A 20342-nucleotide genomic window follows, 5' to 3' on the forward strand; every position below is an offset into this window, starting at 1 on the left:
GCGTGCTGTTATTGGGTGCACTTCAGGACTCCGGCCGCTCCGGTATGGGAGAGAGGCATCGTCGGGAGTGCGGGGGTCATAGACTTGTTGAAGTGGGACGACGCCGGGGCCATTGCTGGCAAGCGATTGATTTTGCTCGCAGTTGCGGCCGTCTCCAGCACCGGCCTGTCTAATCCGGGCCGCGCGCAGGACGCCACCTGGAGCACCACGCCTGCGACCTCTAATTTCGCCGATGGCAACAACTGGATCGGCGGATCGCGGCCGACGCAGGATACAGGCTCGGCCTTTTTCGGCGCATCGACCATCACGGACCTGCAGTCGGCCGCGAACAACCGATGGCATAACCTCACGCTGAACGCCGATGCGGGCGACTACACGCTGACCTTCAGCAATTATCTCCAGCTCAAGACCGCTGGGGTGATCATCAACGGCGGCAGCCTCACGCTCAAAACCACGAGCGGCGGCCTGATGGAGTTCGTCGGCACGGCTTCCGCCGGTACAGCCAACATCGTCAATGACGGCAGATTGGGCTTCTATGGAAACTCCACCGCCGGGGACGCCAACATCACCAATAACGGAACGCTGGAATTCCGTTCCTCAACAGGCGGGACTGGCGGCAACGCCGCCTTGACCAACAATGCGGGCGCCCTTTTCGAAATCATATACAGCGTCGCGACGCCCAGCGATGCCAAGACCCGGATCGGCTCCCTTGCAGGCGCGGGCCTGATCTATCTGGGCGGGGGTGAACTCACCATCGGCAGCAACGGGCGCGACACGACGTTCGCCGGCGAGATCAGCGACTGCGGCGCAGGTGGCTTCTCTTGCAACGCCGGGGGAAGCAACTACGGCTTGCCCGGCTCCATTGTCAAAACCGGCATCGGCACGCTGACCCTGTCCGGCGCCAACACCTATACCGGCGGCACCACGCTGGCCGGCGGCACCCTCAGCGTCTCCTCCGACGCCAATCTCGGTTGGACAGGGGGCGGGCTGACTTTCACCGGCGGCACGTTACGGACCACGGCGGGCTTTTCCTCCGGCCGCAATATCGCGCTGGGCACCGGCGGAGGCATTTTGCAGGTCGATACCGGGACTTTGGAATTGTCCGGCACCATCTCCGACAGCGGCGCCACGCCGGGCGGCCTGACCAAGCGCGGCGCCGGCACGCTGTTGCTGTCGGAGAGCAGTAACGACTATAGCGGCCTGACGTCGATCGAGGCCGGCACGCTGCAGGTGGGCGCGACTGGCCTGCCGAGCATGAACAGCCGCCACGATATCGCAGCAGGCGCGACCTTCGATCTCAATGGCAGCCTGTTCGCCGCCATCGGCTCCCTCACCGGCGCCGGCACGGTGACCACGACGGCGGGCGATGCGCGGCTCGTCACCGCGATGGACAATACGACGGCCACCTTTGCCGGAACGATCAAGGACGGCACAGCCGGGAAGATCGAAGTCTGGATCGGCGGCTTCGGCAGCACCGGCACGGCGATCTTCACCGGCGCCAATACCTATACCGGCGGCACCGTCATCTGCGATTGCGCCACGCTGCAGCTCGGCAATGGCGGCACCACGGGCTCCATCGTCGGCGATGTCGACAATGGGGGCACGCTGATCTTCAACCGCTCCAACAGCTACACGTTTGCCGGCGTCATCAGCGACAGCGCCGGCACCGGCAAGGTGATCCAGGCCGGCGGCGGCAACACCATCCTCACCGGCCAAAGCACCTATACGGGCGAGACCGTCGTCAATGCCGGCACACTCAGCGTCAACGGCTCCATCGCCCCGTCGTCGCTCACCACGGTGAATGCGGGTGCAACGCTCGGCGGCACCGGCACTGTCGGCAACACGCTCATCAATGGCGGCATACTGGCGCCCGGCAATTCCATAGGCACGCTGACCGTCGCCGGCAATCTCGTGCTGACAACCGCCGCGACCTATCTCGTGGAAGTTTCCGGTGCAGCGGCCGACAGGACCATCGTCACCGGCAATGCCACGCTGGCCGGCGCACTGGTGATCCGGCCAGACGCCCGCCTGTCCGCGACCACCACTTACACGTTTCTCACCGCAGCCGGCATCAGCGGGGCATTCGACACAGCGACCGTGATCGGCAATTTCGCGCGCAATCCGCGCTATAGCCTCATCGGCGGCAATCTGCAGCTCACCCTCGATCCGGGCTGGCTGTCGCCTGTGCTGCCCGACGCCGCCACTACCAATCAGCGCAATGTCGCAGCGGCCGTCGACAATGCCCTGAACGGCGGCAACGCGCTGCCGGCCGGATTGAATGCGCTGTTCAATCTCGGCGGCAACGACCTGCTCAGGGCGCTGAGCCAGGCCTCCGGCGAAACCGGTGTGGGCCTGCAGCAGACGAGCATGCGGGCGATGAATCTGTTTCTCGGCGTGATGACCGATCCCGGCATTGCCGGTCGTACCGGGCTTGCGCCCATTTCAGGTGCCAGCGCCTTCGCGGGTGAGGCCCTCGCTTATGCGCCGCGTGGCAGCAAGCGCAGCGCATCGGAGCGCGACGCCTTTGGTCTGGTGACCAAGGCCGCACCGCGCGCGCCTGTGTTCGATGCGAGCTGGAATGTCTGGGCCGCCGGCTTCGGCGGATCGCAGACCACCGACGGCAACACCGCGATCGGCAGCAACACCACGACCTCGCGCACCTATGGCTTCGCAGTGGGCGCCGACTATCTGTGGGCGCCGCAGACGATCGCCGGCTTCGCGCTGGCCGGTGGCGGCACAACGTTCTCCGTGGCGAATGGCGGCACCGGGAGTTCGGACCTGTTCCAGGCCGGCGCCTATCTCCGGCACACCACCGGCTCCGCCTATCTCACCGCTGCCGCAGCCTATGGCTGGCAGGACGTCACCACCGACCGATCCGTCACCGCCGCCGGCTTCGACCGCCTGCGCGGGCGCTTCCATGCCAACGCCTTCTCCGGCCGCGTCGAACTCGGCAATCGCTTCAACGAGCCATATCTTTTCAACGAGCCATGGACCAATGGCGTCGGCCTCACGCCCTATGCCGCCGTGCAGATCACCGCGCTCGATCTGCCCGCTTATGCGGAAAGCCTGGTCGCCGGCACCGGCAACTTCGCCCTCGCTTATGATGGCAAGACCGTCACCGCACCGCGCACCGAACTCGGCCTGCGCGCCGACAAATCCTTCGCCCTCGATGGCGCATTGCTGACCCTGCGCGGTCGCGCCGCCTGGGCGCATGACTACCAGAACGACCGCACGCTGCAGGCGACTTTCCAGGCGCTGCCGGGCGCGAGCTTCGTCGTGAATGGCGCGATGGCCGCGCGCGACGCAGCCCTTACCTCCGCCTCAGCCGAAGTCACATGGCAGAGCGGCTTCTCGCTCGCTGCGACCTTCGAAGGCGAATTCTCCGATACCACGCGCAGCTACGCCGGCAAGGGCGTGGTGCGTTACACATGGTAATGACAGTGAAGAAGCTACGCGCAGCGCTACTCGCAGCGTCCGTTCTTACTCTGGCCTCGGCGCTGCCAGCGATGGCGCAAACGACGTGGGTCGCCCATCCCGGCTCAAATAATTTCTTCGATGCAGGCAACTGGAGCAGCGGCGTGCCCGGTGGCAGCGACACAGCCTATTTCGGCGTGTCGGACACGACAACGATCACGCATGACAACGTCGTTGGCGGCGGTGGTGGCTATACATACGCTGGCGCCTGGGTATTCAATGCGGGCGCATCTAACTACACGATTACAAATACCAACGGATTCCTCAACTTCTTCGGCGGCGCGGGCATCGTCATCAATGGTGGCAGCCTCACACTGGTCAACAACGGCGTCCTCGTCATGAGCAGCAGTTCCTCTCTCGGAACGGCGACGGTCAACAATAACGGTTCATTGGAGTTTTACGGATCAAGCACCGCGGGAAATTCGATCATCAACGGTGGAGCAAGTTTCTATCAAGGCAGCACGGCGGGCAACGCGATCATTACAAGCGCCGGGATCGACGGGATATATTTCTGGGACAACTCCACCGCCGGCAATGCACAGTTGATCAACAAGGGCTGGTTGGGAGTTGATATCTCCGGGAGCACCGGTCCCAATGGCGACCACAAACTGAGCGCCGGCTCGATCGAAGGCTCAAGCGCTTTCAAACTTGGCGCCAATGAATTGACGGTCGGCAGCAACAATCTGTCCACCACCGTCAGCGGCGCGATCACCGATGGCGGCAACGGCGGCGGCACAGGCGGATCGCTGGTGAAGATCGGCACCGGCACGCTGACGCTGACCGGCACCAACACCTATACCGGCAGCACGACGATCAGTGCCGGCACATTGCAGATCGGCGATGGCGGCGCCGGCGGTTCGGTGGCCGGCAACATCGTCAATAACTCTGCGCTCATCTTCAATCGCTCGGACAATTCCACCTATGGCGGTGTCATTAGCGGTAGCGGTACGGTGGAGAAGCTCGGCGCCGGCACGCTGACGCTCACCAGCGCCAGCACCTATACCGGCGCCACCACGATCACCGCCGGCACCCTCGAGATTCTCGGTAGCATCGCATCGAGCGTGATCACCAATTACGGCCAGTTGACTTTCCTCGGCAATACGACAGCCGGCAGCGCGGTCATTACCAATAGCGGCACGGTGCTGTTCGACGGCAACTCCACCGCCGGGAATGCGCAACTGATCAACAACGCGCCTGGTGCGGTGGTCAACTTCTTTACCCCGGGCCCGGCCAGCGACGGCAGGATCAGCGCCGCCTCCATTGCCGGCAGCGGCCGCTTCGATCTCAACAGTGTCGAACTGACGGTCGGCAGCAATAATCTGTCGACCACCGTCACCGGCGTTCTCACCGGCACTGGCACTGCTACCGGGCAATCGCTGGTCAAGACCGGCACTGGCAAGCTCATGCTCTCGGGCATCAACACCTATACCGGCGCAACCGTCGTCGATGCCGGCACGCTCAGCGTCAACGGCTCGATCGCGGCCTCGTCGCTCACCACCGTGAATGCAGGCGCGACGCTCGGTGGCACCGGCACCGTCGGCAACACCACGATCAATGGCGGCACGCTGGCGCCCGGCAATTCCATCGGTACGCTCACCGTGCAGGGCAACCTCGTTCTCACCTCGGCCTCAAGCTATATGGTCGAAGTTTCGCCCGCCGCTTCCGATCGTACCAATGTCACCGGCACCGCGACGCTTGGCGGTGCGACGGTGCAGGCATCTTTCGCATCCGGCAGCTATGTCGCGAAGAAATACACGATCATCAGTGCGGACGGCGGCCTCGGCGGTTCCACCTTCAGTTCGTTCGTCACCACCAATCTGCCGGACGGTTTCAGGTCGTCGCTCAGCTATGACGGCAACAATGCCTATCTCGATCTCGAAATGATTTTCGCGCGCCCGGCCACAGCAGGCGCCGGCGGCAATCAGCAGGGCGTCGGCAATGCGCTGGTGAACTACTTCAATGGCAACGGCGGCATCCCGATGGTCTATGGCGGGCTGACGGCGAACGGTCTCACCCAGGTCTCCGGCGAGACGACGACGGGATCCCAGCAGACGAGCTTCAACGCCATGACCCAGTTCATGGGCATGATGATGGACCCATCCGCCGCAGGCCGCAGCGATGCGCCGCCGGTTGCGTCGGGCTTTGCAGCCAGTGATGCGATGGCCTATGCGCCGGAAGCGCGGAGCAAGGCGCCACGCGATGCCTATGCGGCTATCACCAAGGCGATGCCCCACGCGTCCGTCTTCGAACAGCGCTGGAGCATGTGGGCATCCGGCTTCGGCGGATCGCAGAGCACCGACGGCAACGCCGCTGCCGGCAGCAACAGCGCGACCTCGCGTATCTACGGCGCCGCAGCCGGCGCCGATGTGTGGTTGTCGCCCACCACGCTGGCCGGCATCTCCATGGCCGGCGGCGCCACCAGCTTCTCCGTTGCGCAAGGCGGCACCGGGCAGTCCGATCTCGTGCAGGTCGGCGGCTTCCTCCGCCACACGATCGGCGGCGCTTATCTCAGCGCGGCCTTCGCCTATGGCTGGCAGGACATCACGACCGAACGCCTCGTCACCGTCGCTGGCGCCGACCGCCTGCGCGCGCGCTTCAATGCCAACAGCTATGCTGGCCGCGTCGAGCTCGGCAGCCGCAGCGCCGTGGCAGAGCTGAACGGCATCGGCCTCACGCCCTATGCCGCCGGCCAGATCACGATCCTCGATCTGCCCGCTTATGCCGAGAGCGTCGTCTCCGGCAGCAACGCCTTCGCACTCGGCTACACGGCAAAGACCGTAATGGCGCCGCGCACCGAACTCGGCCTCCGCGCCGACAAGGCCTTCGCACTCGATGGCGCACTGCTGACGCTGCGCGGCCGCGCCGCCTGGGCGCATGACTTCAACACCGACCGGGCCGCATCGGCAACCTTCCAGGCACTGCCCGGCGCAAGCTTCGTGGTGAACGGCGCCGCCGCCGCGCGCGATGCCGCGCTGACAACTGCGTCTGCCGAACTGACATGGGGCAACGGGTTCTCGCTCGCGGCAACCTTCGAGGGCGAATTCTCCGAGACCACACGCAGCTATGCCGGCAAGGGCGTGGCCCGTTACGCATGGTGACGAAGATGACTGCGATACCGGCCTCGCTGCGCATCGCCTTCGGCTTCATCGCTGCGCTGTGGATGGTCGGCCTCATCGCCCTCGCTTTGGGTGCGCCTGGCGAAATCGTGGTGGCAACGGCCGCGATCGGCACCGTGGGCGCCTTCGTGGAGTGGAGCACGCATCGCCAGCGGGAGATCGACGCGTCGGTTCCCGGTCCGGTCGACGCGACCACCACGGCGACCGTAGGCGCCAATCCCGAGCAGATAACGGACCCCCAGCCCCATTTTGCCCGAAAACATTAAGCTTTTTGGGGTGTTCCAGGGTGTGGCGGATTGACTTTGGCCGATTCCGGCCTATGTTCCGGCTCGACGCGGCCCGGTATCGAAACGCGATATCTTGAGTAAGCCGCCTGTCAGCGCCCAGCGATCTCCGTGCATGTTTGCGTGCCGCTCCGGGGATAAGCGCTGCAGTATTCTCCGAGAATCCAAGCGGCGGTTTCCACCTGAGGCGTGATTCCGAACTGTGATCATCCGGATACCGGATCAGATCATGCCCCCATACAGAGGCTCAATGTCCTTTTCCAATCTCGGCCTGTCCGACAAGGTTCTCGCCGCCGTTGCGGCCACCGGTTACACCAATCCGACCCCCATTCAGGAACAGGCGATTCCTCACGTGCTGGCGCGCAAGGACGTGCTCGGCATCGCCCAGACCGGCACCGGCAAGACCGCTGCCTTCGTTCTCCCGATGATGACCATGCTGGAAAAGGGCCGCGCCCGCGCCCGCATGCCCCGCACGCTCATCCTCGAACCGACCCGCGAACTGGCCGCTCAGGTCAAGGAACAGTTCGATAAATACGGTGTCGGCCAGAAGCTCAACGTCGCGCTCCTGATCGGGGGCGTCTCGTTCGGGGATCAGGATGCCAAGCTCATCCGCGGCGTCGATGTGCTGATCGCCACCCCGGGCCGCCTGCTCGACCATACCGAACGCGGCGGACTGCTTCTCACTGGCGTCGAATTGCTGGTGATCGACGAAGCCGACCGCATGCTGGACATGGGCTTCATTCCCGACATCGAGCGCATCTGCAAGCTGGTGCCTTTCACCCGCCAGACCCTCTTTTTCACGGCGACCATGCCGCCGGAAATCCGCCGCGTCACCGATACCTTCCTGCACAACCCGGTTAAGATCGAAGTCGCCAAGCCTGCCACCACAGCATCCACGATTACCCAGCAGCAGGTTGCCGTTAGCCGCGAGCCGCATGAGAAGCGCGAAGTGCTCCGCGCTTTGATCCGCGAAGCCACTGACCTCAAGAACGCAATCATCTTCTGTAACCGCAAGCGCGAGGTCGCGCTGCTCGCCAAATCGCTGCAGAAGCATGGCTTCGCCGTCGGCGCCCTGCACGGCGATATGGAGCAGTCGGCCCGACTCGCCGCGCTCGACCAGTTCCGCAAGGGCGAGTTGCCGATCCTGGTGGCCTCCGACGTTGCCGCCCGCGGCCTCGATATTCCCGCCGTCAGTCACGTCTTCAATTTCGACGTCCCGCATCACTCCGACGACTACGTGCACCGCATCGGCCGTACCGGCCGCGCCGGTCGCCTCGGCACCGCCGTCTCGCTGGTGGCGCCCGCCGACCAGAAGTCGATGCTGGCCATCGAGAAGCTGATTGGCCAGGCTATTCCCAAGATCGAATCCAGCGTCGCCATCTCCGAGCCCGTCGAAGGCGAAACCACCGAAGCACCGCGCCAGTCGCGCAACCGCACCGGCAATCGCGAAGCCAATGCCGAACATCCGCGCGGCGGCCGCGACGGTCATCGCAATGATCAGCCCCGCGACGGCGGACGCGATCGCAAGCCGCGCCGTGAGCGTGGCCCGCGCCGTGAAGGTGGTCGCTCGGAAGGCGGCGAGCGCAGCCCACAGCCACAACCCGCGGAAGCCGCTTTCGCAGCACCAGTGGCCGCCGCTCCGCAGCCGCAGCGTCCACCTTCGATCGGCCGTGCCGAAGCCCCGCGTCCGCGCCGTGAGGACAACGAGCCGGCGGATCATTCGCACCTGCCGGCCTTTCTGTTGCGTCCGATCCGAGCACGCGCATAGGTAGTATAGCGCCGGGAGCATTTACTTGCCGTTCACTCTCGTCCCCTAATCTGAATGCGATATTTTTAACAAAATTGCATTTCAGAGGACGGCGTATACCCGCTGTCCGCGAGGGCACAGAACGTGACCGGCATCCTGGACGAACAAGAGCGGACTTTGGCATTTGCCGAAGTCGCGCTGGGACAAATCCGATCGCTGCGCCAGACGGCGATTCCGCGCAATTATGAGATCTGGTACGTCTACGCGACTGGCTACAATTCAGCGCTCAACAAGGTCATCAATGAGACGCTGGCGCGCAATGGCCGCCTGACAGAGGCCGACCTCGACCAGATCCACGACACTTATCTTTCACAGATTCGCACCACCGATCGCATCGATCAGGTTGGCGCCCGCGTCATCGGCGAAATCGACGACGTGATGGTGCTCATCACCGATGCGCTGGGTATGACAACGAACTTCAATGCCAGCCTTGATGGTGCCAGCAAGGATTTGTCGCTCGCGCGCGATCCTGCTGCGGTGAAAGCCGTGATCGAGAGTCTCGTCAAGTCCACCCGTGAAGTACACGACACGAACAAGGCGCTGGAAGAGCGGCTGCTGTCCTCGAAGAGCGAGGTCTACACGTTGCAACAGAGCCTCGAGGCGATCCGCGCCGAGAGCCTGACCGATCCTCTCACCGCGCTCGGCAACCGCAAATATTTCGATCGTGCGCTGATGGCAGCAATCGATACCGCGGTGAAACGCGGCGAACCGTTGTCGCTCCTGATGCTCGACATCGATCACTTCAAGTCATTCAACGACAATTACGGCCATCTCACCGGTGACCAGGTGCTGCGTCTTGTGGGCCAGTCATTGAAGCAGACCATCAAGGGCCAGGATATCACCGCGCGCTATGGCGGCGAGGAATTCGCCGTGGTGCTGCCAAACACGCCGCTGCGTCAGGCGCTCACCGTTGCCGATCATATCCGCCGCGCCGTGATGTCAAAGGAGCTGAAGAAAAAATCGACTGGCGAGATCCTGGGACGCGTCACGATTTCCGTCGGCGTCTCGATGTTGCAGATCGGCGACGATATGGAATCGCTCATCGGCCGTGCCGACGCCTGTCTCTATGCTGCGAAGCGTAGCGGCCGCAACCGCGTGATCTGCGAAGTCGATCCGGAATATTCGGCGGAGCTGCAGTTTCAGGTGGCGTGACGCCCCGCACTCCGTCCTCATGGTGAGGAGCGCACTTTCGCGGCGCCTCAGGATGAGGATTTGCGCTTCCTTGCGGCTTTACTGACTTTCTTGCTGGCGACCTTCTTAACTGCAGCCTTCTTTGCGACCTTCTTTTTCGCCACGGTCTTCACGACCTTCGCCTTCGTCGCTTTCTTCGTTGCCCGCTTCTTGCCTGCTTTTGCCAGCGATGCACGGATCGCTGCGGCATGCGCGACCCTCGCCCATTCCGTCACCTCATCGGGATCGTCATAGAGCCGCTCCGGCAACCGCCAATAGGAGGCGATCATCCGCAGCTTGCCTTTCATCTCATATTGAAAGCATTGCGAGCCTTCGGCCTCAAAACGAGGGATCGAGTTTTCATCGGCGCGCAGATAGATCGCCCCACGCAGCACCAGCGCGAAGTTGATGCCGTCGGCGGAAACGCCAAAGCCGGAAAACATCCGGCGGATCGTCACCGGCCCGAAGCCGGCGAACAGTTCACTGAGGAATTCGCGGTCCATTGGGGAAGTGTAGGACGCGACGCGCGATTGCGGAAGCGGTCTATCCGCGTCGTCTCCCGACGTCATGGCCAAGCTTGATCCGGCCATCCCGCCTCCTTCGCTTTCACCGAAGCCAGAAAAAAGGATGCCCGGGACAGGCCCGGGCATCACAGCGCTTTAATTTAGGAAAGACAGCCCTCAGCCGTCGATCTTTGCCGGCGTCAGTTGCACGGACTCACCACAGCCGCAGGCCGAGATCTGGTTCGGGTTGTTGAACACGAACTGGGCTTGCATCTTGTCAGTCTTGTAATCCATCTCGGTGCCGAGCAGGAACAGAACGGCCTTGGGATCGACCAGGATCTTCACGCCCTTGTCCTCGACGATCTCGTCGGTCGGCTTGATGTCATGGGCATATTCGACGGTGTAGGACTGGCCGGCGCAGCCGCCGTTCTTGATGCCGACGCGCAGGCCCACGATCTCGGAATCCGCACGCTGGGTCAGTTCCTGGATTCGCGTTGCGGCAGCATCGGTCAGGCGCATCACCTGCGGACGAGGACGCGGCTTCGGCTTGGCAGCCAGTATGGTCGGGTTCGGTGTCATCTCAGTCATGTGTTCAGTTCCTTCGGCGGTTCAAGGCCGCCATCGGCGATATTGAGAACGAGACGCGATGCTCACCACATATTCAGGACGAGACGCGCCTCGTCGGTCATCCGGTCTGGCGTCCAGGTCGGCTCCCAGACGATATCGACCTTGACCAGACCGACGCCGGGCACGCTGGCCACGGCATTCTCCACCATGGTCGGCAGCTCTTCGGCGGCGGGACAGTTCGGCGTCGTCAGCGTCATCTCGACCTGGACGGAGCGATCGTCCTTGATGTCGACCTTGTAGATCAGGCCGAGCTCGTAGATGTCGGCCGGGATTTCCGGATCGAATACCGTCTTCAGCGCGGCGACGATCTCGGTGCCCATACGTTCGGTTTCGGCGGGGTCGAGCGCCGAGGTGGTCTGCACGTGAGCCGGCTTCTCAGCCTCGAGGCTGGCGTTCGGCGTTTTGGCTTCTGCAATGTCATTCATGCAAACAACTCCCGTGCCTTGATCAGCGCCTGTGCGAGGTGGTCGACCTCCTCGCGGGTATTATACATTCCGAATGATGCGCGGCACGTGGCCGTTACATTGAATCGCTCCAGAAGCGGCATCACACAGTGGGTTCCCGCGCGAACTGCAACGCCCTGCCGGTCAATCACGGTCGCCACGTCATGGGCGTGAGCGCCCTTCAGTTCGAACGAGATCACCGGGCCCTTGTTCTTGGCAGTGCCGATGATGCGAAGCGAATTGATCTCGCGCAGCCGATCCTGTGCATAGGTCAGGAGGTCGTGCTCATGGGCGGCAATCCGCTCCTTACCGATCGAATTGACGTAATCGATGGCCGCGCCGAGGCCGATGGCCTCGACGATGGCCGGCGTGCCGGCCTCAAACTTGTGCGGCGGATCACCATAGGTGACCCAGTCTTTCGCCACTTCGCGGATCATCTCGCCGCCGCCGGCATAGGGCCGCATCGCGACCAGCCGGTCATACTTGCCATACAGCACGCCGATGCCGGTCGGGCCGTACAGCTTGTGGCCGGTGAAGATGTAGAAGTCGGCATCGATGTCCTGCACATCAACCGGCATGTGCACGGCCGCCTGGCTGCCATCCACCACGACCGGAATGCCGCGCGCATGCGCAAGCTTCACGACCTCCTTGATCGGCACCAGCGTGCCCAGCGCATTGGACATCTGGGTGATGGCGACGATCTTGGTACGGTCCGTCAGCAGCTTCTCGAACTCGTCGATCAGGAAGTTGCCTTCATCATCGACCGGTGCCCACTTGATGACGGCGCCCTGGCGCTCACGCAGGAAGTGCCAGGGAACGATGTTGGAATGGTGCTCCATGATCGAGAGCACTATTTCATCGCCAGCCTTGATATTCTCACCGCCCCATGCCGCCGCGACAGTGTTCAACGCATCGGTGGCATTGCGGGTAAAGATAATTTCCTCAGGACGCTTGGCGTTGAGGAAATGCTGCACCTTGATGCGCGCGCCCTCATAGGCCTCGGTCGCCGCATTGGCGAGGTAGTGCAGCCCGCGATGCACATTGGCATATTCGGACTTGTAGGCCTCGGTCATACGGTCGAGCACGGCATAGGGCTTCTGCGCCGATGCCGCGTTGTCGAGATAGACCAGCGGCTTGCCATAGACCTTCATCTCAAGCGCCGGAAAATCCTCGCGGAGGCGAGCGACGTCGTACGACCCGTTCGAGACCGCAGGATGCAGTGTCATGCGCGCGACTCCAGCCAGCGCTCCGCCGCCAATATCGCGACGTCGCGCAGATCGTCGCTGACGATCGACTCCAGCGCCTCGCCGACGAATGCCTGGATCAGCAGCGCCTGCGCAGCCTTCTCCGGCAGGCCGCGCGCCCGCAGATAGAACAGCAGGCTGTCATCCAGCGCGCCGATGGTCGCGCCATGGCCGCACTGCACGTCATCAGCGAAGATTTCGAGCTCGGGCTTGTTGTCGATCTCGGCCTCGTCGGACAGCAGCAGCGCCCGTGACATCATCTTGCCGTCGGTCTTCTGTGCTGCCTGATGGACGTTGATGCGCCCCTGGAACACCGAATGTGCGCGATCGTCGAGCACAGCACGGAACAGCTCACGGCTGAGGCAATTCTGCGCCGCGTGGTCGATTACAAAGGTGCAGTCGCCATGCTGCTTGTCGCGCAGCAGGTGGACGCTGTTGGTCGACAGCTCCGAGTCCACGCCGGCCAGCGTGATGAAGCTCTGGTAGCGGCTGACGCCACCGCCGGTGGTGAGACTGAAAGTGTTGAACTTGGTGCGCGCACCAACTGTGACAATGGCCGTTGCAATATTCGCGGCATCGCCAGCGTCTTCCATCACGCGCACGTGCTGCAGGCCGGAATCGTCACCGATCCAGATCACCACAGCATCATGCACCTGATAGGACTTCGCAGCCTCTGTCGCGACAAAGCTTTCGACCAGCGTCACACGCGCACGACTGCCGATGCGAACAAGCGACCGCGTGAATGCGGCCACGCTCGGGCGTGTCGCCACATGCACGATATGCAGCGGCCGCGATGGCGCGGCATCGTCGGCGATATCGATCAGCATGCCATCGGTTGCAAAGGCGGCATTCAGCGCGATCATCGGATCGACAATACGCGAGCGCAGCAGGTCGGCGCGTGTCGCGCTGGTGGCGTCGTCGAGCATGGCGCTCAGCGCATGCACGGTCACGCCGCCGCCAGACGTCAGATCGGAGAGACCGGCTGCGAAGACGCCGTCCACGATAACCAGTTTCTGCGTATCGCCCATACCGAGCGTCTCAAGGAGCTTCGCGGCCTGTGCCAGCGCATCCTGATCCGGCGTGGGCGCAAGCGGCGCCACATCGCGCAGCAGGTTGCGCAGATCGGTATATTTCCACTCTTCGATGCGCCGGGTTGGCAGGCCCGTGCGGGCGAAATCGTCAAACGCCTGCTGGCGCGTTTCGGCCACCGTGCCGACGCCCGGCAACCGGCCCCGTGCGGCAGCGAATGTGCCGTCCAGCACCGCGCCCGTTGTCGTCTTTGCGAGAGCTACATTCATGATTGTCTCACTCAGGCCGCCACTTCTTCATACTGCGCATAACCGGTCGCCTCGAGTTCTAGCGCCAGTTCCTTGCCGCCCGATTTCACGACGCGGCCCTTGGACATCACATGAACGTGGTCCGGTATGATGTAGTTCAGCAGGCGCTGATAATGCGTGATCACGACCATGGCGCGATCCGGGTCCCGCAGCGCGTTGACGCCGTCGGCCGCGATGCGCAGCGCGTCGATGTCGAGACCGGAGTCCATCTCGTCGAGGATGCACAGGCTCGGCTGGAACAACGCCATCTGCAGCACTTCGTTGCGCTTCTTTTCGCCGCCGGAGAAGCCGACATTGACGCCACGCTTCAGCATATCCATCGGGATGTTCAGCGAAGCCGCGACTTCACGGACCTTCCTGAGGAAGTCTGGCACCAGATATTCGGCTTCGCCGCGCGCCTTGCGCTGTGCATTCACCGCGGTGCGCAGGAAGTTCATCGTGGTCACGCCAGGAATTTCCACGGGATACTGGAACGCCAGGAAGACTCCCTTGGCGGCGCGCTCGTCGGGCTCCATTTCGAGCAGGTCTTCGCCCTTGAACAGGATCTCGCCGCCGGTCACCTCATAACCAGGCTTGCCGGCGATGACGTGGCTTAGCGTGGACTTGCCCGAACCGTTCGGTCCCATGATGGCATGCACTTCGCCGCCATTCACGGTCATCGTCAGCCCATGGAGAATCTCGCGATCCTCGACACGAACCTGCAGGTCTTTCACTTCAAGCAATGCGGTCATCAGTCTCTATCCTTTGATCATCACCGTCACCCTCGCCTGAACGCACTCGGGTTCAGGCAGGAGTGCTCGCCAATCGCGGCAAGCCTCTAAGGATGGTTTTCAATTTTTCCGACATCCTGGAGGCGCCGCTATGCGGGCATCCGCGATGGCGGGACTTAGCCCACCGACCCCTCAAGCGAGATCGAAATCAGCTTCTGCGCTTCCACTGCGAATTCCATCGGCAGCTGCTGCAACACGTCCTTTACAAAGCCGTTGACCACAAGGCCGACAGCTTCTTCCTGCGACAGGCCGCGCTGGATGCAATAGAACAGCACGTCTTCGGAGATCTTCGACGTCGTCGCTTCGTGCTCGAACAGCGTCGAGGCGTTTTTCGCCTCGATATACGGCACGGTATGCGCACCGCACTGATCGCCAATCAGCAGCGAGTCACATGCCGTGAAGTTACGTGCATTCGTCGCCTTGCGATGCGCAGTAACGAGGCCGCGATAGGTATTCTGCGACTTGCCGGCAGCGATACCCTTGGAGATGATCCGGCTCGTGGTGTTCTTGCCGAGATGGATCATCTTGGTGCCGCTATCGACCTGCTGATAGCCGTTCGAAATCGCGATCGAGTAGAACTCACCGCGCGAATTGTCGCCGCGCAGGATGCAGCTCGGATATTTCCAGGTGATCGCCGAACCTGTCTCCACTTGGGTCCAGGAGATCTTGGAATTGTCACCGCGACAGTCGCCGCGCTTGGTGACAAAGTTGTAGATGCCGCCCTTGCCCTCGGAATTGCCAGGGTACCAGTTCTGCACCGTCGAATACTTGATCTCGGCGTCGTCCAGCGTCACCAGTTCGACCACAGCCGCATGCAGCTGGTTTTCGTCGCGCTGCGGCGCGGTACAGCCTTCGAGATAGCTGACGTAAGCGCCCTTGTCGGCGATGATCAGCGTCCGTTCGAACTGGCCAGTATTGCGCTCGTTGATGCGGAAATAGGTCGACAGTTCCATCGGGCAACGCACACCCGGCGGCACGTAAACGAACGAGCCGTCGGAAAACACGGCGGAGTTCAGCGTGGCGTAGAAATTGTCGGAGGTCGGAACGACCGTGCCGAGATACTGCTTCACCAGTTCGGGATGTTCGCGAATGGCTTCCGAGATCGGCATGAAGATCACGCCGGCCTGCTTCAGCTCTTTCTGGAATGTGGTTGCGACTGACACCGAGTCGAACACGGCATCCACGGCGATCTTGCGCTCGCCCTCCGGTCGCACCACGCCTTCCAGCGCCTCGATCTCACGGAGCGGGATGCCAAGCTTCTTGTAGGTCTCGAGAATTTCGGGATCGATCTCGTCGATCGAGCCGATGGTCTTCTTCGGCTTCGGCGCCGAATAATAATAGATGTCCTGGAAGTCGATCTTCGGATACTCGACCCGCGCCCACTTCGGCTCTTCCATGGTCAGCCAACGGCGATACGCCTCAAGACGCCATTCCAGCATCCAGGCTGGCTCGTTCTTCTTGGCGGAGATGTAACGGACGGTGTCTTCGGAAAGGCCCTTTGGGGCCTTCTCGGATTCGATGACGGTCTCGAATCCATAACGATATTGATCGACATCGATCTGGCGAACCCGATCGACTGTCTCCTGTACGGCAGCCATTTTATCCTCCGCTCGCGGTTTCAAGGACCGCGGTGGATCAATCCAGAAACGTGAAACTCAAAGCTTGTCGGGGTTCTTTACGATGTTCCCGCCGGGAAATCACCCCTCTTAGAACCGTTCAAGCTGTGTTTCGTCGCTATGTTTAAGTAGTGTACCCGACAGCTTTCGCCAAGCCTCCAGGCACCGATCAACGTCTGCTTCGGTGCTGGACCAGCCCAGACTGAGACGCACGCCCCCCCGGGTCAGCTCCGGCCCGAAACCCATGGCTTCGAGCACATGAGATGGCTGCACCTTACCAGAAGAACAGGCGGAACCAGACGATACCGCGATACCTTCGAGATCAAATCCAATCACGGCCGTCTCGGCCCGCAATCCGGGGGCACCGAACAGGACCGTATTGGGCAGACGCGGCACATCCTGGGCGAACACAAGTCCGTTGCTGGATTGCCGCAGGCCCACCTCAAGCCGCTGACGCAGGCCTTCGACCCGCTTCATATCATCTAGCGACGCCATGGCGGCCATCACGGCGGCACCAAAACCGGCAATCCCCGGCACATTCTCGGTTCCCGCCCGACGCCCCAGCTCCTGCCCGCCGCCGCGGAGCAGCGCATCCAACCCGGCAACGCCATTGGCCATGACCAGCGCGCCAATACCCTTCGGGCCGCCAATCTTATGCGCAGAAATTGATAGAAGGTCAGCCTGTAATCTACTGATATCGAGAGATATCTTTCCGAATGCCTGCACTGCATCGACATGTAGCAAGCCACCCGCCTCATGCACGATACCGGCAAGCTCAGGAATCGGTTGAAGGGCACCGGTTTCATTATTGGCCAGCATCACGGAAACCAGTGCCGGCTTGCCGTCGGCCAGCAGAGCCTGCAAATCCTCAGGCCTCACAACGCCATCGCGGTCCACGCCCAGCACCTGGAGGTCTCCCGCGGCGAAGCGGCCGCCCGCCAGCACCGAGGCGTGCTCCACCGCGGAGACGATCAGCCGCCGCACGGGCGCGCCCGGATTGCGCACCAGTCCCGGTGTCAGCGCCAGCACATTGGCTTCGGTTCCGCCCGAGGTGAACACGACGTTTCGTGAATCTGCCCCCACTGCGCTTGCGACCGCCGCACGGGCATCCTCGACGATCCGGCGGGCCTGGCGGCCTTCGGTATGAACCGATGACGGGTTACCAGCCAAATCCCACGCGGCCGCCATCGCCGCCCGCGCCTCCGGGCGCAGCGGTGCTGTCGCATTCCAGTCGAGATAGACCCGGTCTTTGGCCAATTCCACTTCACCTTGAAGGACTTGGAGCCTTGATGGCAACATCGGACGTCATCCAGTGCTGCGCGCTGTCACTCTTAGCCCAATTGCCCGCCAAATGCGCCCACCGCAACCCGTGTCAGTGCCGCCGACGCGTTCAATATGCTTGCTTTTTGCCCCTGCGCTCATGGTAGAACGCGGCCTCAACTTCACCCGGCGCCGCCCGCCATCAACCTGACGGTGCCCGATCGCCCCTTCCCTCGCAGGGTCCCCGAGCCATTCTCGCCGAGCCCTGCGCGAAACCGGCTGATCACGCCAAGAACGGGACCTAAGGATCACTATGCCCGAAGTCATTTTCACCGGTCCAGCAGGCCGTATTGAAGGCCGCTATCATCCGGCCAAGCAGAAGAACGCGCCTATTGCCATGGTGTTGCATCCGCATCCGCAATTCGCGGGCACGATGAACCATCAGATCGTTTACCAGTGCTATTACGCCTTCGTGCATCGCGGCTTCTCCGTGCTGCGCTTCAACTTCCGCGGCGTCGGTCGCAGCCAGGGTTCGTTCGACCACGGCACCGGTGAGCTGTCGGATGCGGCGGCCGCGCTCGACTGGGCACAGACCATCAATCCCGAAGCGCGCGCCTGCTGGGTGGCCGGCTTCTCGTTTGGCGCCTGGATCGGCATGCAGCTCCTGATGCGCCGCCCCGAGGTCGAAGGCTTCATCTCGATCGCGCCGCCGGCCAATCTCTACGATTTCTCGTTCCTCGCACCCTGCCCGTCGTCGGGCCTGATCGTGCATGGCGAGAAGGATGCGGTGGTGCCGCCGAAGGACGTCAACACGCTGGTCGAGAAGCTGAAGACCCAGAAGGGCATCGTGATCGATCAGCACATCATTCCGGGTGCCAACCACTTCTTCGACAACAAGCTCGAGCCGCTGATGGAATCGGTCACCGGCTATCTCGACATGCGCCTCGCCAACGTGCGCTGAGACGTCGATCGGCCTCGCGCCAGTCGCTTCATGTCTGCCAACAAAAGCCCTCGGCCAGATCTGGCCGAGGGCTTTTCAATTTTAGGTCTGATTGGGATCAGAACGAGCGCAGGATCTGGACCGAACCGTTATAGAGATTCTGATCCCTGATCTGGAAGGCCTGATTGGGCTTGCCGGTCACAGTAGCCGTATAGGTACCACCGAGATTTTGATCGAGGCGGCTATAGGTGAATTCAGCCGACAGGGTCAGGTTCTGAACGGGGGTCCATGCAGTTCGCGTACCGACCTGAGCTATCCCGAAATCGAAGTTGTTGGTCGTGCCAGTAATGCTACCAGCCGTGGAGCCCGGATTGCTCGAACTGCTCGTTCCCAAGCGACCGCCGGCCGGACTGAATGCCGCGGCGAGCATCGCGTTGCCGGCATCGCCATAGGAGATATGGCTATAGTTGCCGAACACCGAGGTGCGCCATGCCGTGTTCCAGTAATGCTCATAGAAGGCGCTGACTTCCCAAGCATCGCTCTGCTGGATCGAGCTTCCCGGCGAATACACACCGTCGAGCACATAGCCGAAGCCAACCGTGTTACCATCAAATTTGGCAAAACGACCGCCGCCAGACGTTTCGAGCGAACCGCCGGTGAAGGCATAACGCGCAGCGCCCTTGGCATAAGACGCTTCAATCTTCAGGCTGTCGTTTGCACCGGTTGGCAGGACCTTGAATTCCACAGCGCCGCTAACGGCAAAGCCGTAAACATCGTCAGGATGCCCGAAGGATTCATTTGCCCCGTAGAAGCCGGCCGTCGACGTGTGCATGGCTGCAGCAAAATGCAGCGAACCCCATTTCTGATCGAGCCGGAGATTGCCGACGACGTCGGGGATATGATTGCCGCCGGTGGAGTTGCCGAAGAAGGTGTTCGAATTGTTGCCGTAAAAAGCACCGGTGAACGACCCTGCGCCCGGCGCGACGATAAAGGTCGAGGTATTGTAGAGACCAGCATTGCGATAGGGCGATGCATTCTCGAGCGCGATGGTGCCCGAGAAGCCGTTGCCGAATTCGGCCGTGTAGGCGATTTGGGGAATACCGGTTGTATTGCTTGAACCCGCGAGGAAGCCCGACGAGATCCAGGGCTTGGTGAGAGCCCATTGCGGGTCAAAGTTTGACACAGCCTTACCGAAGGTGAAGCCTGCGAACTGGATGAATGCGAAATCCACTTCCGTGAAGCCGCCGGCGATGCTGTCGCGGTTCTGCGTGAAGTCGAGCTGCATGTTCGCATAGGTACGCACCACGCCGTATTCGGACGCCGTGCGCGTATCGGTCGTGATGTTGATACGTTCGCGTGTGAGGAAGTTATCTTTGGTCCAGAGATTGTTGCCGCCGGCGCCGCCCTGCCAGAACGGCGCGTCGTACGGGCCACCGTTAAAAGTGGTATCGAGGCGGATCGCGCCGCCGATCTTGATACAGGTGTCGGTGCCCGGGATGTAGTAGAAGCCGGCACCATAGATCGAGCAGATCTTCACATATTCGACAGCCTTGGCCTTTACCGGAAGGTCTGCCGCCTGGGCAGTGCTCGCTGCCAGCAACGCCGCTGCGGAACCAAGTATCATTTGCTTCATCGTGGTCATGTCGCCTCCAGACCGATCGTATCGGCACGCGCGATTGCCCCGGGCGTGCCATTCATGAGGCAGAGTTGTGGAAGATCATGTTGTGAAACAATGCGCGCGGTCGATTGTC

Annotated in this window: 15 protein-coding genes; 6 read left to right on the top strand and 9 right to left on the bottom strand. The window is 62.2% G+C overall.

The genetic code is table 11. The features are described from left to right. Positions 1-132 precede the first annotated feature (132 nt). The 5 genes from AB8A27_RS11290 (at position 133) to AB8A27_RS11310 (ending at position 9833) form a co-directional block, all read left to right on the top strand. Positions 133-3435 carry an autotransporter outer membrane beta-barrel domain-containing protein gene (locus tag AB8A27_RS11290; protein WP_441244887.1) on the top strand — a complete coding sequence of 1101 codons (3303 nt, stop codon included), beginning with the start codon at positions 133-135 and terminating at the stop codon, positions 3433-3435. Continuing rightward, a complete protein-coding gene (locus AB8A27_RS11295; RefSeq protein WP_441241973.1) occupies positions 3429-6572 on the top strand; it encodes an autotransporter outer membrane beta-barrel domain-containing protein in 3144 nt (1047 codons plus the stop codon). Before AB8A27_RS11290 ends, AB8A27_RS11295 begins: the two co-directional genes overlap by 7 nt. 5 nt (positions 6573-6577) lie before the next feature. Next, the gene (locus tag AB8A27_RS11300; protein ID WP_441241974.1) at positions 6578-6856 is read left to right on the top strand and encodes a hypothetical protein; all 279 of its coding nucleotides are present in this window, start codon (positions 6578-6580) and stop codon (positions 6854-6856) included. A 268-nt stretch (positions 6857-7124) separates the two neighbouring features. Then, a complete protein-coding gene (locus AB8A27_RS11305) occupies positions 7125-8642 on the top strand; it encodes a DEAD/DEAH box helicase (protein ID WP_441241975.1) in 1518 nt (505 codons plus the stop codon). 123 nt (positions 8643-8765) lie between these two features. Continuing rightward, positions 8766-9833, top strand: coding sequence for a GGDEF domain-containing protein (locus tag AB8A27_RS11310; protein ID WP_441241976.1), 1068 nt, complete (start codon positions 8766-8768; stop codon positions 9831-9833). Positions 9834-9880: 47 nt separating this feature from the next. Here AB8A27_RS11310 and AB8A27_RS11315 read toward each other — a convergent pair whose 3' ends face one another. The 8 genes from AB8A27_RS11315 to AB8A27_RS11350 all read right to left on the bottom strand — a co-directional run bounded on the left by AB8A27_RS11315 (position 9881) and on the right by AB8A27_RS11350 (position 17648). Continuing rightward, the gene (locus AB8A27_RS11315) at positions 9881-10441 is read right to left on the bottom strand and encodes a TfoX/Sxy family protein (RefSeq protein WP_441241977.1); all 561 of its coding nucleotides are present in this window, start codon (positions 10439-10441) and stop codon (positions 9881-9883) included. Between the two features lie 90 nt (positions 10442-10531). Next, a complete protein-coding gene (locus AB8A27_RS11320) occupies positions 10532-10942 on the bottom strand; it encodes a HesB/IscA family protein (RefSeq protein WP_441241978.1) in 411 nt (136 codons plus the stop codon). Positions 10943-11004: 62 nt separating this feature from the next. Continuing rightward, positions 11005-11406 carry an SUF system Fe-S cluster assembly protein gene (locus AB8A27_RS11325; protein ID WP_441241979.1) on the bottom strand — a complete coding sequence of 134 codons (402 nt, stop codon included), beginning with the start codon at positions 11404-11406 and terminating at the stop codon, positions 11005-11007. Beyond that, positions 11403-12650: a cysteine desulfurase gene (locus tag AB8A27_RS11330; RefSeq protein ID WP_441241980.1), complete on the bottom strand. Its 1248-nt coding sequence runs from the start codon at positions 12648-12650 to the stop codon at positions 11403-11405. The genes AB8A27_RS11325 and AB8A27_RS11330 overlap by 4 nt, the downstream gene beginning before the upstream one ends. Further along, positions 12647-13966, bottom strand: a complete 1320-nt coding sequence (sufD, locus tag AB8A27_RS11335; RefSeq protein ID WP_441241981.1) for a Fe-S cluster assembly protein SufD — start codon at positions 13964-13966, stop codon at positions 12647-12649. Before sufD ends, AB8A27_RS11330 begins: the two co-directional genes overlap by 4 nt. 11 nt (positions 13967-13977) lie before the next feature. Continuing rightward, on the bottom strand, positions 13978-14736 hold the full coding sequence (gene sufC, locus AB8A27_RS11340) for a Fe-S cluster assembly ATPase SufC (protein ID WP_441241982.1): 759 nt from the start codon (positions 14734-14736) through the stop codon (positions 13978-13980). A 155-nt stretch (positions 14737-14891) separates the two neighbouring features. Next, positions 14892-16373, bottom strand: coding sequence for a Fe-S cluster assembly protein SufB (gene sufB / locus AB8A27_RS11345; RefSeq protein ID WP_441241983.1), 1482 nt, complete (start codon positions 16371-16373; stop codon positions 14892-14894). Between the two features lie 108 nt (positions 16374-16481). Further along, complete coding sequence (locus AB8A27_RS11350) at positions 16482-17648, bottom strand: cysteine desulfurase family protein (RefSeq protein ID WP_441241984.1); 1167 nt, start codon at positions 17646-17648, stop codon at positions 16482-16484. A gap of 316 nt (positions 17649-17964) precedes the next feature. On the opposite strand from AB8A27_RS11350, the gene AB8A27_RS11355 reads away from it, so the two are divergent. Continuing rightward, positions 17965-18612, top strand: a complete 648-nt coding sequence (locus AB8A27_RS11355; protein ID WP_068736626.1) for an alpha/beta hydrolase — start codon at positions 17965-17967, stop codon at positions 18610-18612. A 97-nt stretch (positions 18613-18709) separates the two neighbouring features. Here the strand turns inward: AB8A27_RS11355 and AB8A27_RS11360 are convergent, their stop codons facing one another. Then, a complete protein-coding gene (locus tag AB8A27_RS11360) occupies positions 18710-20233 on the bottom strand; it encodes a porin (RefSeq protein ID WP_441241985.1) in 1524 nt (507 codons plus the stop codon). Positions 20234-20342: the final 109 nt, after the last annotated feature.

The sequence above is a fragment of the Tardiphaga sp. 768_D3_N2_1 genome (assembly GCF_052076105.1).
GTDB lineage: Bacteria > Pseudomonadota > Alphaproteobacteria > Rhizobiales > Xanthobacteraceae > Tardiphaga.